This window comes from Microbulbifer sp. MCCC 1A16149 (genome assembly GCF_050368945.1).
GTDB lineage: Bacteria > Pseudomonadota > Gammaproteobacteria > Pseudomonadales > Cellvibrionaceae > Microbulbifer.
This window is the reverse complement of record NZ_CP185959.1, coordinates 4,400,248-4,413,608: the sequence shown is the minus strand read 5'-3', so window position 1 is coordinate 4,413,608 and position 13,361 is coordinate 4,400,248. Positions and strand designations below refer to the sequence as shown.

Sequence of the window (13,361 nt, the reverse complement as noted above, 5' to 3'; positions counted from 1 at the left end):
CTTAACGTTCATGCGCCAACCTCACGTGTCCCATGCAGCCATCCAGTATCGATAGCGACCTCACCCACAACAGCCTGCGGGGCCAGTTCCTGATTGCCATGCCCGGCATGGAAGACCCGCGCTTTCACCAGGCGGTGGCCTTCGTGTGTGAACACGGCAAGGAGGGCACCATGGGGATCGTGATCAATTCGCCCAGCAAGGTGACCTGGAAAGAGGTGTTTTCACAGTTATCCCTGGATGACACCAGCCTGCGCGGCGACGAGCCGGTGCTGGTCGGTGGTCCGGTGGCCCAGGAGCAGGGTTTTGTGCTGCACGGGCGCGGCATGCAATTCGCCTCCACCGTGGAGGTCTCTGACGATATCAGCCTGACCGCCTCCAAAGACATTATCGAATCCCTCGCCTGCGGACGCGGCCCGGACGACGTGCTGCTTGCGCTGGGTTATGCCGGCTGGGGGCCCGGGCAACTGGAGCAGGAAATCGCCGAGAACGCCTGGCTGACCCTGCCGGCGGAGCCGGAAATCCTGTTCGCCACACCGTGGGACAAACGCTGGCACACCGCCGCCTCTCGCCACGGTATCGACCTGAGTGGGATAGGCACCCAGTCCGGTCACGCCTGAGCAAAAAGCATGAGCAAACCTGTAACCGCCCTCGCCTTCGATTTCGGCACCCGCTCCATCGGCCTCGCCTACGGCCAGAGCCTCACCGGCAGCGCCCGCGAACTGGACCCGCTGCCCGCCAAAGACGGCAAGCCCGACTGGGATCGAGTGCAAAAGGTCGTCAACGAATGGCGCCCGCAGGTGTTGCTGGTAGGGCTGCCGCTGAATATGGACGGCAGCGAGAGTGAGTTCGGCGCCCGTGCGCGCAAGTTCGGCCAGCGCCTGCACGGCCGCCTTGGGCTGCCGGTGGCCTACGCCGATGAGCGCCTGAGCACCCGCGCGGCAAAAGACGAGGCGCGCGAGCGGGGCCACCGCGGCGACTACGCCAACCAGCCGGTGGATTCCATTGCCGCGCGGATCTTTCTTGAGGACTGGTTGCGCCAGCAGGGCGAAAGCTAGTTCCTCCAATCAGCGCCCCAAACTGATAGACTTGCGCGGAAATTCCCTTCTACCCCGTTGCGCGCATGACCGAAAATACAATCACCACCATCCGAATCGCCACCCGCGAGAGTGCCCTCGCCCTGTGGCAGGCCAATTACGTCAAGCAACAGCTGGAGTTCCACCACCCGGACCTCACCGTTGAACTGTTGCCTCTAACCAGCCGCGGCGACCAGCTGCTGGATATCCCGCTCAGCAAAGTGGGCGGCAAGGGCCTGTTTGTTAAAGAACTGGAAAAAGCCATGCTCGAGGGGCGCGCCGACATCGCGGTGCACTCCATGAAAGACGTGCCGATGGAGTTCCCTGAAGGACTGCACCTGCCGGTGATCTGCGAGCGCGAAGACCCACGCGACGCCTTTGTGAGCAATCACTACCGCTCCCTCGAAGAGCTGCCGCAAGGTGCCGTGGTCGGCACCTCCAGCCTGCGTCGCCAGTGCCAGGTGCTGGCCCTGCGCCAGGACCTGGAAGTGAAATTCCTGCGCGGCAACGTCAACACCCGCCTGGCAAAGCTGGACGCCGGCGACTACGACGCCATCATCCTCGCCGCCGCCGGTCTGCTGCGCCTGGAAATGCGCGAGCGCATCGCCGCATTTATCGAACCCGAAGTACTGCTGCCCGCTGGCGGACAGGGTGCCGTGGGCATTGAATCCCGTCGCGATCCTGCGCTCGAGGCGCTGCTCGCGCCCCTGCACCACACCGATACCAGCCATCATCTGGTCGCCGAGCGCGCCATGGTGCGCCGCCTCAACGGCAGCTGTCAGGTACCCATCGGCTGCTACGCGATTTTCGAGGGCGAGGACAAGAATCAGCTGTATATGCGCGGCCTGGTGGGCAGCCCCGACGGCACCACCATGCTCAGCAGTGAAATTCGCGGACACGTATCGGAAGCTGAAGTCCTCGGCACCCGTCTGGCCGAGCAACTGCTCGATGCCGGCGCCGACAAGATTCTCGCGGCCATCTGATCCCTCACCCCGCAGCCATGACCAGCGCCACCGAGGCACTCGCCGGACGACGTATCCTGATCACCCGCCCCGCTCACCAGAGCGGCGGCTGGCGCGATCTGCTGCACACAGCCGGCGCGCTCACCGACTGTATTCCGCTGCTGGATATCGTACCGGTGGAAGAAGACGATGCGATTCAGGCCATCAAAAACCTGGTGATGGATTTCGATCAGTTCGAACACGCCATCTTCGTCTCGCAGAACGCGGTGCAACACGGCTTTGACTGGCTGGAGATGTACTGGCCGCAGCTGCCCCAGGGGCCGCGCTACTACGCCATTGGCGCCGCGACCGCGCGCGCCATCCGCGCCCGGGGTGCGGAACCCGAAATCGGCAATACCGGTGACGCCGGTGACGGAATTCCCAGCACCATGGATTCGGAGGCACTGCTGGCGCTGCCGCCGCTGCAGCATCCGCAAGGAGAGCGGGTGATCATTTTCCGCGGCCAGGGCGGCCGCACCCTGATTGGCGACACCCTGGTCGAGCGCGGTGCGCGCCTCGATTACTGCGAGCTCTACCAGCGCGCACTGCCCGCGGAAGCCACCGAGCAATTGCGCGCCTACGGGCATATTCCCGACGCAATCACCGTGCACAGCGGCGAAACCCTCGACAATCTGCATCGTGCACTCGATGCGAGTGGCCGCAGCGCCCTGCGCCAGTGCCACCTTATCTGCCCGAGCCCACGGGTCGCCGAGCGCGCGCGCGAACTCGGCTTTACCCGGGTTCTCGCCGCGCACAATGCCGGCGACAGCGCGATGCTGGCCGCACTGAAAGACGCTCTGGCCGCCGACGATTCCTGATTACACGCCAGAGTCGGTAAAAAATTTCATTTCCGCGCCAGACTCCGTATAAAGAACCGCTTCAGTCGCTATAATTTGGCGACAAAATTTCTTTCGGCAGACGCGGCTGTGTCCGCCAGCCCGTCGCACGACCGGTCTGGCCGCGGAAGAAAGCCGGTGCCACTAGCATCCCAGCATCCATTCTGAGCAAGCGAGTCCATGAGCGATAAAAAAGCCCCGCCGCCCTCCACCCCGGATAACAACGGCGACAAAAAGGCCGATGAAAAAGATGTGCCGATGGTGACCCGCAAAGCCGAACCCAAGAGCAATTTCGCCAAAGCGGCAGAAACATCCGGCAAAAGCGGCGACAAGGCGACCAGCAAATCCGCCGCAGGTGCAGGTAAAAAGCCCCCCAAGGCAGGCACTGCGAAAAAAGGGCGCGGCTGGACCTGGTTCTGGTTACTGCTACTGGTGCTGATCGCCGCAGCGGTCGCGGCCTGGTACCTGCTGCCCGGCGTGCGTCAGCAGGTCGGGCAACATCTGCAGACACTGCCGGTAATCGGCAAACACTTCTCTGCCGGCAGCAGCACCACCGATACCGCGATTTCGCCGCAGCAAAGCGGCAGCGACAACCGGGGTGCTACCACGCCGGACTATCAGGCAGATACAAACCAGGGCAATTCCAGCAGCGACGAATTACCGTCGGATGCCACTGCGAGCGCACAACAACCCCCGACGCCCGAACAGCCGATATTGCAGCCGGAGGAGTCCCGCCCATCACCGGATACATCATCTCCCAACACACCGGCCGCCACCTCTCCGATGCCACCGCAAGACCAGAGCGCACAGTTGATCCGCGCACTGCGCCAGCAACTGTCCCAGCAGAACCAGCAGCTGACGCAACAGGGCGAGACCATTGAGCAGCTGCAGCAACAGCTGGCAGGCTTGCAGCGCAATGTCACCGCCCAGGGCAACCGCCTGAGCCAGCTCGGCAACGCCAGTCGGGAAGACTGGCAGCTGGCAGAGGCGGACTATCTGCTACGTCTCGCCAACCAGCGCCTGATGCTGGAACAGGACAGCCGCGCCGCCCTCGGCCTGCTGCAGGAAGTAGACACCATCATGCGCCAGGTCGACCTGCCGGACCTGTTTGGCGTACGCCAGCAGTTGGCGCGGGACATCACCGAACTCAAGCTGGTGGAAAATGTGGATCGCGAGGGACTCTACCTGCGCCTGCGCGCACTGGAAGAGCAGATGGTCAAACTGAATATCCAGCCCCAGTTCGATCTCGCCAAACGGGATGCCGCCAGCGCCAAAGCCCAGGCGGATAACGCCGATGTGGGCGACGCGCATTTCCGCTCCAGCTGGGACAACTTCGTCGACTTCCTCAAGGGCTCTGTGCGTATCCGTGACGGCGAGGTAGACCCGGTACTACTGTCGCCACAAAGCGAAACCCGCTTCCGCCAGAGCCTGCGCCTGAACATGGAACAGGCAGAACTCGCCGTGCTGCGCGCCGACGACACCGTATACAAGGAATCCCTCAACCACGCGCGCCAGCTGCTGCTGGATTACGGCGTGGAGAACCCCCAGCGCCAGGTAATCCTGCGCGAGCTGGAGGAATTGAGCCAGGAGAAGGTGAAAACCGACCTGCCCAACCTGAGCGCCTCGCAGAGCGCGCTGCGCAACTATATCGATCGCATGCACAAGGTCTCCGCCGGGCAGTCGGACGACAGCGGTAACGGAGGCAGCTTCCAGTGAAACGCTTCCTCTTCTTCACCCTGGTACTCCTGCTCGGCGGCGCCCTGCTCGCCGAGGCCATGCGCTCCTATCCCGGCTACCTGTTGCTGATGGTGGGCGGCGATAGCGGCAAGCGGATCGAGATGAACCTGTGGGTCGCCATTGGCGGACTGGTACTGGGCATGCTCGCCCTGTTCCTGCTGATCTGGCTACTGCGCGGCCTCGCCCGCGCCATCGAGGGCAGCGTGAGCCGCATCCGCTTTGGTCGCAGCCGTATGGCCCGCCGCCGCCTTACCAACGGACTGGTCGAGTATATGGAAGGCAACTGGGCCCGCGCGCGCCGCCTGCTGCTGAAAAGCGCGGCCCGCTCCGATGCCCCCATCATCAACTACCTGGCCGCCGCCCGCAGCGCGTTCGAACTCGGCTACCGGGATGAAGCCAATGAGCTGCTCGCCAAGGCCGAGGCCACCGGCGACGATACCCAGCTCGCCGTCGCCATCAGTCAGGCGCGCATGCAATTACTCGACAAACACTACGAGCAATGCATCGCCAGCCTGCAGCGTGCCATGCAGGAAGAGCCCAATCACCCCGCGTTGCTGCAGCTGCTGCGCCAGGCCTATTACCACATCGGCGAGTGGAACGGCCTCCGCGAATTGCTCCCGCGCCTGGAGAAGCACGGCACCATGCCGGAATCCCAGCTGCAGCAACTGGAGCTCGAGGTGTATCAAAACCTGCTGCGCGATGCCGCCAACCGCAAAGACCGGGAAAAACTCCGCGAGATCTGGCAGAGCCTGAACGGCCGCTGGCAACGCAATATCGAACTGCGCAATCTCTACGGCGAGACCCTGCACAAAGTCGATGACGACGTGGAAGCGGAAAAACATCTGCGCTGGATTTTGAACCGGGAATGGCGCGGCGATACCGTGCGCCTGTACGGACATCTCACCGGCGCAGACGCCAATCAGCAACTCTCCGTTGCAGATGGCTGGCAGAAGGAATACGGGGAAAACGCCGACCTGCTCACCTGCCTGGGGCGGCTGTGCCTGCGCAATGAAATCTGGGGCAAGGCCCGGCAGTATTTTGAAAAAAGCCTGCTGCTGCGCTCAGACCCGGTCACCTCCGCCGAGCTGGCGCGCCTGCTGTTCGCCCTGGGAGAAAAAGACCAGGCCGCGCGCCTGTATGAGCAGGGGTTGTTACAGGCGGTTTCCGACCTGCCGCAATTGCCGCTGCCGGGGCAGAACTCCAGTATGCTAAGTACTAAAGCATCCTGACCGCGCCAACAGCAGAACTGGCCAGCCAAGAAGCATTGCCACCACGACCAGCAGTAAACCAAGGCTAAATCAACGCCTTAACTACTTTCGAAACTGGAACAAGATCAGGTTGTCAGCGGTAAAACACCGCCAACCACACAGTCTGCTGCTGCGGGTCAGTCCAGCTGACCCGGTGACGGCAGTGGGCGGGAATATTCAGATAGTCTCCCGGTGACAGGTGCACCTCCCGCATCGCGCCTTCGCTACTTGCATCACCAGACACTTCCAGCAACATGCGCGCAGCACCTTTCAGCAGGATCACCCATTCGCTCTCCTGCTGATCGTACCACTCTGAGGGGGGCGTCACTTGACCACGGGAAACTATGCGCTCGATGCGAACGCTATCGGCACTGACAATATCTTCAAATACCTCGCCATCCAGTGCGTCGGGCAGCGCTGCGAAAATATTGTCAGCGTGCAAGGAAACCCTCCAAAACCGGCTTGCGAATACTCATCCGGAGCGTCCACCGGGCCCCATCAGGAACCAGGCGATCAGGCCGATAACCGGGAGGATCAGCACTATCAACACCCACACCAGCTTCTTGAGCCCGCTGGCCGAACTCTGCAATATCTTGACGATCGCGTAGATATCCGCGATCAGTATCAGTAAACCTAGTAATCCCTCCATTGATCCACCCTCTCAGTTACCATTGATCGTAAGCCACCAAGTATAGGTTGCCATCCGCATAATCCACGGGAACCGGGTACTGAACAGTCGCTTCACTCAATTTACTCAGCGATACACACATCGCGATCAAGCACCCAGCAACGCGTGTTATTCTCGAAACCCAGATGCTCATAATATGAATTCGCCGCGGGCGCGGCGATCAGGATCAACTTGCATTGCGGCCCGAGCTGCTCCTGTGTCATCGACAGCAATTTACGGCCAGTGCCGCTTTTCTGGAAATTACTGTCTACCGCCAGGTCAGACAGATAACATGCGTAATTAAAGTCGGTAACGCTTCTCGCGATACCTACCAGAGTATCTGCGCACCAGGCACTCACAGTCAGGCTGCCATGCTTTAACATACCTTCAAGACAGGCAGCATCATCTACGGGCCTGCGCTCGGCCAAAGTAGAGCGATCCAGCAAGCTTCGGAACTGCTCAACCGAAACCGCTTCATTTACTTTATATTCAATCTGCATCATTACCTGAGCGCCGAGCGCAGCCGCCGACAATTTTGGGTGCTTTATACGCAATAATGGGAGCGAAGCGACCGCGCATAAAGTGCACAAAGTTGGTCTGCAGCGTCTTGTTAACTGCTGAGCGAAGTGATGATGCCCTGGATATTACCTTTCCACTCTGGGTAATCATCTTCATTCTCTTCCCAAAGTTCATTTAACTCGGAATTTGGGCCAATAACTCTTTTAAGCAGAGATACTAACTTCATCTTGCTCTCAGCTATTGAGTTTGGATCTTGACGAGACAGCCAGATTCCAGCGCCCTCCAACTTACAATGGCTTGCACCATTTAAAAGAGAATCAACCATGGCTGCGGAAACTATAATTTGATGGCAATCGTCATATTCAAGATATTCTGATTCATCGATCGAAGTAGACTTTTCAACCATTGCCTGAATAGTTGTCTCATCGCCTATCGCGTCCTCGATAATGTCACAAGAAGTATCATCATCGAAAACACCCATTCCCCAAGCGCCCATGTTTGTTCTCCTTATTACAGTTAGCGCCCAGCGCAGGCACAGCCGGCGCGGAGCGCATTTTGTATTAACTTTTGAGCGCCAGCGAGTAACACAAAATGTGTGCAGCGTTGGCTGTCGCCCTGCCGCTGCTTGTTATACGCTGCCCTCGCTCTCAACTACTAGCACCCGCACTTCACCTCTTGGGTGGGCTACATGCTCCGTTCCGACAGAAGCAAAGAATATGTCTCCAACCTCTAGCACGGCGATTTCTTCAGCGCCATTTATGCGATAGTGCATGTCTACTACACCATCTAATACTACGAAAACTTCTTCTCCATCGTTTATGTGCCACTTGTACGGTTGATCGGTCCAGTGGAGCTTGGTGGTAATACCTTGCATATTTGCAATTTGCTTTGATCCCCAAGCCCGATCCGCAGTGAAACTCTTGCTTTTTATGACTTCCATTTTTAGATTTTTACCACACTCTCAGAGCTCAACTGCGCAAAACGTGCACAAGGCAAGCTGTCCCGCGGAGGCCCGAAGCTTTACTGCCTGGCTTTGTTATGAGTTTCTACCAGACTGGTAAGCTGCACTATCTCAGTATGATTGCAGCCCATGCCTCCCAAAACACGATATCCATCACCGGATAACTCTGCATGAGCTTTATGCAAGAATACGAACTCCAACTCACTCGCCTTTAATGCCGACTCCGAAAGGCAAGTATTAGCCACTTGGTAACCAGGTTCCTCGATAATGGCTAGTGGAACACTTGCCATAAGAACTCCTGATGGGGCCTTTACATTTACCATTACGCCGGCCAAGTACAAGCCGTCATTGACGTATTTAGGAGCCAAGAGAAAATTGATGTTTAGGCAGCCCTCCAGAATGGGAGTGTCTGCTATTTTGGAGTCGGTAACATACTTCGATACATCCACTTTTTCTTTGCCACAGGCAAAAACTAAGCTTGGAAATAGCACCGCCAAGGAAATGAATGCAATTCTTCTCATATGAACTCATAACGCCCAGCGCAGGTGAAGCCAGCGCGGAGCACTTTTTGTGTTAATGTTTGAGCGCCAGCGAGTAACACAAAAAGTGCGTAGCGTTGGCTGTCGCTCTGCCGCTGATTGTTATGTGTTTTTCGCGCGGTAGTATGCATCACGGAACCTATAAACTCTCTTGAACAGATCAGGATGAGAATCTACAAGCTCTTGCCCCCATTCTTTCTCCAAGTTACTTGAAATCAAAGAGTAAGTTAATTCACTGCCTGAAACTAATTGGCTTAGCATTCCGCCGATCCCGACAGTCTCCCAGCTTAATTTTTCATGCATATCCGACTTCACATGGTAAGAGCTTGCGAGATCTTCAAGGTTCTGAAGTAACTCCCTTCCTTCTTTTATTAGATATTCCATGTTAATCGTACTCACTATCTCACTGACACATAACGCCGCCGGCAGGGGCAGCTTACCTTGTGCGCGTTTTGCGCAAAAATGGGAGCGCAGCGACCTGCGCAAAACGTGCACAAGGTAAGCTGTCCCGCGGAGGGCCGAAGGCACGTAGCAAATTGCCCGGCCTTGTTATGGAGCCCCTAGGTAAAACATAATTTTGGACCATTGGCGCCCCCGAAACTCTACATTTTCTGCTGCGTATTTCCTACTGGCTACTGAATTCAGGGCTGATCTATTCCATTTCTTGTGACTTTCCGCCTCTATCTTTAAATTTACAGGAACAAGTGTTTTACCGTGACTATCCCTAGCTTCAGCGAGCTCAAAAGACACAATTACACATCCAGGTAAAAAGCGATCTCCATGTGTTGGAAATTTTGGCGGCTCCATTTCCGAAGGAATTTCCTTTGACGCGGGAATAGAAAGAGCTACTTCTGGGCAAGGGTCATCTCCCTGGCTCGCGGTGGAATTGAGCGTAAATAGTAATGGAATAAAGGCTATTAGTTTTTTCATACCTCTCGCTCCATAACGCCCAGCGCAGGCGCAGCCAGCGCGGAGCACCTTTCGTGTTAATGTTTGAGCGCCAGCGAGTAACACAAAAGGTGCGTAGCGTTGGCTGTCGCTCTGCCGCTGCTTGTTAAGGCAGGTTCCCAAAGTGGTGAAGTAAATGCTTGATCTTAGATCCAGAGTGTACATCCACTCGATTAGACATTTCCTTGAGATCTTCGAGGCTACGCGTACTTGGACCAACCGGAATTAATTCTCGACAAAAGGTCAACTCTCTATCTGAGAACAAGAAGAACACATAACTTTCACCCAATGTAACTCCCTGAAACAGCGACTCAAAACCAGTTACTAAAGTGACTAACTTCCCATTTTCACCTTTGAAAGAATGATTTACCGCAACAGTAATTTCAGTTTCATTCCCGTATTTTTCATTTGGGTCATAGGTCCCAGAAACTACCTGACCTAAAAATACATCGGTCGCCTGGTCAGCATGCGCACCTATTGACTGCTTGTATCTATTTTCGTTGCTGCATTCCCACGCTTCGGCGTGAAAAGAAACACAAACAAGAAAAAACGCAATTACTTTATTCATAGTGTGCCTTAACGCCGCGAGCAGCGGCAGCTTACTTTGGGCGCTTTATGCGCGAAAATGGGAGCGAAGCGACCTGCGCATAAAGTGCACAAAGTAAGCTGTCCGGTGGAGGCCCGCAGGGCCGGAACGAATTGCCTCGCCTTGTTATAGGTTTTTACCAAAGTTTCCACCAAGGCCTGGCTTTAGATACAACTGGCTGACCAGGGCGATAAATTTTTTCACTTTGCCCATCAGCGACCGTAATATCAAAAAGTAACGCTTTTTCTAATATGAATGGAAAAAGCTCATCGGCTCTTGAATACAGAATTGCTAGCATTCCCATCTTGCTTGCGAAATTATTTAGCATTGGGCCATCTGCCCACGGACTATTTTCCATTTCAGGATCATCGTCCTCATAGCTACACAAGCATGGATATTTATCTGTCAGAACTTTATGCAATGCTATCAATTTCTCATGGGCTCCAGACTTATCCTCGTAGTACTCTTCTCTAAGCTCTTCAATATATTTCCAAGCTTCATCATTTTCCATTGGTACATCTGTGAGTATTAAATCTAAAGTAAAGCTCATACTACTTTTGACCTATAACGCCGCAATCAGCCGCGGCTTACTTTGTGCACCTTTTGCACGAAAATAGGAGCGCAGCGACCGTGCAAAATGTGCACAAAGTAAGACGTCGGCTGCATTGCTTTGTTAAGGCTGCTACTGCACCTCCACCCCATAGCTCTCCAAGTAGTCGCTAAGCTCTTTTGGGGAAATTTTTTCGGACAACCCATACATATACTGAACGTTGTCAGTGGTCGTAAATACCAAAACTGGAAACGTTTGTTTCTGAAATTCTGCTTGCCCAACAATGGCGTTTTTTATTTTTTTATAAGGAATTAAATTCTTTCCGGAAACGATACCTTTTTTGTTGGCCGTTATAGCATTTGGAATAAAGCTAAAAATCCAAAGCCCGGGGAAGGCGAATAAAAATGAACCAATAAAAGATACCATCAATACCTCTATTATGTTGCCATTCTTCCCGAGAAACACTCCCAAGGCTGAAAATATGATCAGGCAAAAGATGAAAAGAAAAATGTGAGCTCTCATACCTCCATAGCCATACTCGGCTCGCTTAGCCTTTACAAATTTGAATGGCTCACCCCATGAAATTTTTTTCGTCATACTGAATTTGCCTTAACAGTTTTATTCAAAAGCTCCAGATCTAGGCATAATGCCTAGATCTGGCAATATTTTTCCATATTTAGGCATTATGCCTATATCTGGAAGCATTCTACATGTCTACATCTAGGCACTTATCGATAAGCCCTTCTACTATTCGATGGTGTAATTCTGCGCCCTCTGCAAGCTTTCTCTTTACCACCCAGGCTTTGGCTAGCTTGCTCCATCGCCCGCCGATTCGTTTTGCTTCATTGCGTAGCTCTAGCTCATCAAAGGCAATTTTCAGGGCGACCCATTCAGTGGGTTTCGCATTAGCTGCGCGGTGTGCTTGCGACCGCGGGTAAGCTTCGCGTTCGGCAACGATGATTTCTACGGTGGTATATACAGTCTTTTTACATTGTGACCGGCGGTAGCGGACAGCGCAGAGTTGCTGTCCGTATTTATCTGAATACTTTTTGGTCCCGTCATCTCCGGGCCTGAAGGTTTTTATTATGTTCATATGCCCTCCTTGGCATTTTCTGTTTAAAGTCCTAGCTTGCTCCAGATTTCGTCAACTTTCTTGGTGACATCCGGATCTTTTACGATTGGCCGTCCCCATTCGCGCGTTGTCTCCCCTTCCCATTTATTGGTTGCATCAAATCCGATTTTTGATCCAAGGCCGGAGACAGGGGAGGCGAAGTCGAGGTAGTCAATTGGGGTGTTTTCCACCATCACGGTATCCCGCACGGGATCCATTCTGGTGGTCATGGCCCAGATCACATCCTTCCAGTCGCGGGCGTTTACATCATCATCGGTAACGATAACGAACTTGGTGTACATGAATTGGCGCAGGAAGGACCACACGCCCATCATCACGCGCTTGGCGTGGCCGGCGTATTGTTTCTTCATGGTGACCACCGCGAGGCGGTAGGAGCAGCCTTCCGGGGGCAGGTAGAAGTCGACGATCTCCGGGAACTGCTTGCGCAATATCGGCACGAACACTTCGTTCAGGGCCTCCCCCAGTACCGCGGGCTCATCCGGTGGGCGGCCGGTGTAGGTGCTGTGGTAAATGGGGTCTTTGCGGTGGGTGATTTTCTCCACGGTGAATACCGGGAAGCTGTCGACCTCGTTGTAGTAGCCGGTGTGGTCGCCGTAGGGGCCTTCGTCGGCCATGTCGTCGGGATAGATATAGCCCTCGAGTACATACTCGGCGCTGGCCGGCACCTGCAGGTTGCTGAGCCTCGCTTCCGCTACCTCGGTCTTGGCGCCGCGCAGCAAGCCGGCAAATCCGTATTCAGAGAGCGTGTCCGGCACCGGGGTGACGGCGCCGAGGATGGTGGCGGGGTCGGCACCCAGAGCCACCGCAACGGGGAAGGGCTCACCGGGGAACTTCTGCTGCCACTCACGGAAATCCAGTGCGCCGCCGCGATGGGAAAGCCAGCGCATAATCAGGCGATCCTTCCCAATCAGCTGCATGCGATAGATGCCGAGATTCTGGCGTTTCTTTTCCGGTCCGCAGGTGATCACCAGCGGCCAAGTAACCAGTGGCGCGGCGTCCCCCGGCCAACAGGTCTGGATCGGCAGCTTGGTGAGATCGATGTCACCGGTGTTGATTTCAAACTGCTGGCAGTCAGCCTTGCTGACAACCTTGGGGCCCATGTTCATCACCTGCTTGAATACGGGCAGTTTTTCCCAGGCGTCGCGGAGTCCTTCCGGCGGCTGCGGCTCCTTCAGGAAGGCAAGCAGTTCGCCCACTTCGCGCAGCTCACTCACGGATTCCCGCCCCATACCCAGTGCGACACGCTCGGGGGTGCCGAACAGGTTGGCGAGAACCGGGGTGTCGTAGCCGGTGGGGTTTTCAAATAACAGGGCGGGGCCACCGGCGCGCAGTACGCGGTCGGCGATTTCTGTCATCTCCAGGTAGGGACTGACGGGGTGTTTGATACGTTTGAGGAGGCCGCGCTTTTCCAGGAGTCGGATGAAGTCGCGCAGGTCTTTGTATTTCATGTTTTACCGGTCGACGAGAAGTTCAGCGGCCAGTGTAAAACAGTCGGGACACAATGGGGAATTTGCGCCTTGCCAGGGGTACGGCAGTGCAGAATAAGGAGGGGGTTTTGAACAACC

At 55.6% G+C, this 13,361-nt stretch carries 19 protein-coding genes; 6 read left to right on the top strand and 13 right to left on the bottom strand.

Annotation, left to right across the window (positions count from 1 at the left end):
- Positions 1 to 32 precede the first annotated feature (32 nt).
- From ACONT6_RS18315 to ACONT6_RS18290, 6 genes are all read left to right on the top strand, one after another.
- Positions 33 to 617, top strand: a complete 585-nt coding sequence (locus tag ACONT6_RS18315; RefSeq protein WP_181254621.1) for a YqgE/AlgH family protein — start codon at positions 33 to 35, stop codon at positions 615 to 617.
- 9 nt (positions 618 to 626) lie between these two features.
- Positions 627 to 1,055, top strand: a complete 429-nt coding sequence (gene ruvX / locus ACONT6_RS18310; protein ID WP_428819806.1) for a Holliday junction resolvase RuvX — start codon at positions 627 to 629, stop codon at positions 1,053 to 1,055.
- 65 nt (positions 1,056 to 1,120) lie between these two features.
- Positions 1,121 to 2,056, top strand: a complete 936-nt coding sequence (gene hemC / locus ACONT6_RS18305) for a hydroxymethylbilane synthase (protein ID WP_428819805.1) — start codon at positions 1,121 to 1,123, stop codon at positions 2,054 to 2,056.
- 17 nt (positions 2,057 to 2,073) lie between these two features.
- Entirely contained in the window at positions 2,074 to 2,892 is an 819-nt protein-coding gene (locus tag ACONT6_RS18300; protein WP_428819804.1) for a uroporphyrinogen-III synthase, read from the top strand.
- Positions 2,893 to 3,090: 198 nt separating this feature from the next.
- Positions 3,091 to 4,626 carry a uroporphyrinogen-III C-methyltransferase gene (locus ACONT6_RS18295; RefSeq protein WP_428819803.1) on the top strand — a complete coding sequence of 512 codons (1,536 nt, stop codon included), beginning with the start codon at positions 3,091 to 3,093 and terminating at the stop codon, positions 4,624 to 4,626.
- Positions 4,623 to 5,876: a heme biosynthesis HemY N-terminal domain-containing protein gene (locus ACONT6_RS18290; RefSeq protein WP_428819802.1), complete on the top strand. Its 1,254-nt coding sequence runs from the start codon at positions 4,623 to 4,625 to the stop codon at positions 5,874 to 5,876. The genes ACONT6_RS18295 and ACONT6_RS18290 overlap by 4 nt, the downstream gene beginning before the upstream one ends.
- A 112-nt stretch (positions 5,877 to 5,988) precedes the next feature.
- Here the strand turns inward: ACONT6_RS18290 and ACONT6_RS18285 are convergent, their stop codons facing one another.
- From ACONT6_RS18285 to ubiD, 13 genes are all read right to left on the bottom strand, one after another.
- Complete coding sequence (locus ACONT6_RS18285; RefSeq protein ID WP_428819801.1) at positions 5,989 to 6,336, bottom strand: cupin domain-containing protein; 348 nt, start codon at positions 6,334 to 6,336, stop codon at positions 5,989 to 5,991.
- A gap of 30 nt (positions 6,337 to 6,366) precedes the next feature.
- Positions 6,367 to 6,543, bottom strand: coding sequence for a PLD nuclease N-terminal domain-containing protein (locus tag ACONT6_RS18280; protein ID WP_181254628.1), 177 nt, complete (start codon positions 6,541 to 6,543; stop codon positions 6,367 to 6,369).
- 101 nt (positions 6,544 to 6,644) lie between these two features.
- Positions 6,645 to 7,064 carry a GNAT family N-acetyltransferase gene (locus ACONT6_RS18275; RefSeq protein WP_428819800.1) on the bottom strand — a complete coding sequence of 140 codons (420 nt, stop codon included), beginning with the start codon at positions 7,062 to 7,064 and terminating at the stop codon, positions 6,645 to 6,647.
- A gap of 107 nt (positions 7,065 to 7,171) precedes the next feature.
- Positions 7,172 to 7,576: a DUF4259 domain-containing protein gene (locus ACONT6_RS18270; protein WP_428819799.1), complete on the bottom strand. Its 405-nt coding sequence runs from the start codon at positions 7,574 to 7,576 to the stop codon at positions 7,172 to 7,174.
- Positions 7,577 to 7,708: 132 nt separating this feature from the next.
- Positions 7,709 to 8,020, bottom strand: a complete 312-nt coding sequence (locus ACONT6_RS18265; RefSeq protein WP_428819798.1) for a cupin — start codon at positions 8,018 to 8,020, stop codon at positions 7,709 to 7,711.
- 80 nt (positions 8,021 to 8,100) lie between these two features.
- A complete protein-coding gene (locus ACONT6_RS18260) occupies positions 8,101 to 8,562 on the bottom strand; it encodes a hypothetical protein (protein ID WP_428819797.1) in 462 nt (153 codons plus the stop codon).
- A gap of 120 nt (positions 8,563 to 8,682) precedes the next feature.
- Complete coding sequence (locus ACONT6_RS18255) at positions 8,683 to 8,979, bottom strand: hypothetical protein (protein WP_181252552.1); 297 nt, start codon at positions 8,977 to 8,979, stop codon at positions 8,683 to 8,685.
- Between the two features lie 150 nt (positions 8,980 to 9,129).
- On the bottom strand, positions 9,130 to 9,510 hold the full coding sequence (locus ACONT6_RS18250; RefSeq protein WP_428819796.1) for a hypothetical protein: 381 nt from the start codon (positions 9,508 to 9,510) through the stop codon (positions 9,130 to 9,132).
- Positions 9,511 to 9,634: 124 nt separating this feature from the next.
- Positions 9,635 to 10,096 (bottom strand): hypothetical protein, encoded by a 462-nt coding sequence (locus ACONT6_RS18245; protein WP_428819795.1) that lies wholly within the window; start codon positions 10,094 to 10,096, stop codon positions 9,635 to 9,637.
- Positions 10,097 to 10,250: 154 nt separating this feature from the next.
- Positions 10,251 to 10,664, bottom strand: a complete 414-nt coding sequence (locus ACONT6_RS18240; protein ID WP_428819794.1) for a hypothetical protein — start codon at positions 10,662 to 10,664, stop codon at positions 10,251 to 10,253.
- A 132-nt stretch (positions 10,665 to 10,796) separates the two neighbouring features.
- The gene (locus ACONT6_RS18235; protein WP_428819793.1) at positions 10,797 to 11,261 is read right to left on the bottom strand and encodes a hypothetical protein; all 465 of its coding nucleotides are present in this window, start codon (positions 11,259 to 11,261) and stop codon (positions 10,797 to 10,799) included.
- A gap of 109 nt (positions 11,262 to 11,370) precedes the next feature.
- Positions 11,371 to 11,757 carry a hypothetical protein gene (locus ACONT6_RS18230; RefSeq protein WP_428819792.1) on the bottom strand — a complete coding sequence of 129 codons (387 nt, stop codon included), beginning with the start codon at positions 11,755 to 11,757 and terminating at the stop codon, positions 11,371 to 11,373.
- A gap of 23 nt (positions 11,758 to 11,780) precedes the next feature.
- Entirely contained in the window at positions 11,781 to 13,244 is a 1,464-nt protein-coding gene (gene ubiD, locus ACONT6_RS18225) for a 4-hydroxy-3-polyprenylbenzoate decarboxylase (protein WP_428819791.1), read from the bottom strand.
- Positions 13,245 to 13,361: the final 117 nt, after the last annotated feature.

Coding starts and splice junctions, on each gene's coding strand:
- ACONT6_RS18315 (WP_181254621.1), top strand. CDS start 33: ATGCAGCCATCCAGTATCGATAGCGACCTCACCCACAACAGCCTGCGG.
- ruvX (WP_428819806.1), top strand. CDS start 627: ATGAGCAAACCTGTAACCGCCCTCGCCTTCGATTTCGGCACCCGCTCC.
- hemC (WP_428819805.1), top strand. CDS start 1,121: ATGACCGAAAATACAATCACCACCATCCGAATCGCCACCCGCGAGAGT.
- ACONT6_RS18300 (WP_428819804.1), top strand. CDS start 2,074: ATGACCAGCGCCACCGAGGCACTCGCCGGACGACGTATCCTGATCACC.
- ACONT6_RS18295 (WP_428819803.1), top strand. CDS start 3,091: ATGAGCGATAAAAAAGCCCCGCCGCCCTCCACCCCGGATAACAACGGC.
- ACONT6_RS18280 (WP_181254628.1), bottom strand. CDS start 6,543: ATGGAGGGATTACTAGGTTTACTGATACTGATCGCGGATATCTACGCG.
- ACONT6_RS18275 (WP_428819800.1), bottom strand. CDS start 7,064: ATGATGCAGATTGAATATAAAGTAAATGAAGCGGTTTCGGTTGAGCAG.
- ACONT6_RS18270 (WP_428819799.1), bottom strand. CDS start 7,576: ATGGGCGCTTGGGGAATGGGTGTTTTCGATGATGATACTTCTTGTGAC.
- ACONT6_RS18265 (WP_428819798.1), bottom strand. CDS start 8,020: ATGGAAGTCATAAAAAGCAAGAGTTTCACTGCGGATCGGGCTTGGGGA.
- ACONT6_RS18260 (WP_428819797.1), bottom strand. CDS start 8,562: ATGAGAAGAATTGCATTCATTTCCTTGGCGGTGCTATTTCCAAGCTTA.
- ACONT6_RS18250 (WP_428819796.1), bottom strand. CDS start 9,510: ATGAAAAAACTAATAGCCTTTATTCCATTACTATTTACGCTCAATTCC.
- ACONT6_RS18245 (WP_428819795.1), bottom strand. CDS start 10,096: ATGAATAAAGTAATTGCGTTTTTTCTTGTTTGTGTTTCTTTTCACGCC.
- ACONT6_RS18240 (WP_428819794.1), bottom strand. CDS start 10,664: ATGAGCTTTACTTTAGATTTAATACTCACAGATGTACCAATGGAAAAT.
- ACONT6_RS18235 (WP_428819793.1), bottom strand. CDS start 11,261: ATGACGAAAAAAATTTCATGGGGTGAGCCATTCAAATTTGTAAAGGCT.
- ACONT6_RS18230 (WP_428819792.1), bottom strand. CDS start 11,757: ATGAACATAATAAAAACCTTCAGGCCCGGAGATGACGGGACCAAAAAG.
- ubiD (WP_428819791.1), bottom strand. CDS start 13,244: ATGAAATACAAAGACCTGCGCGACTTCATCCGACTCCTGGAAAAGCGC.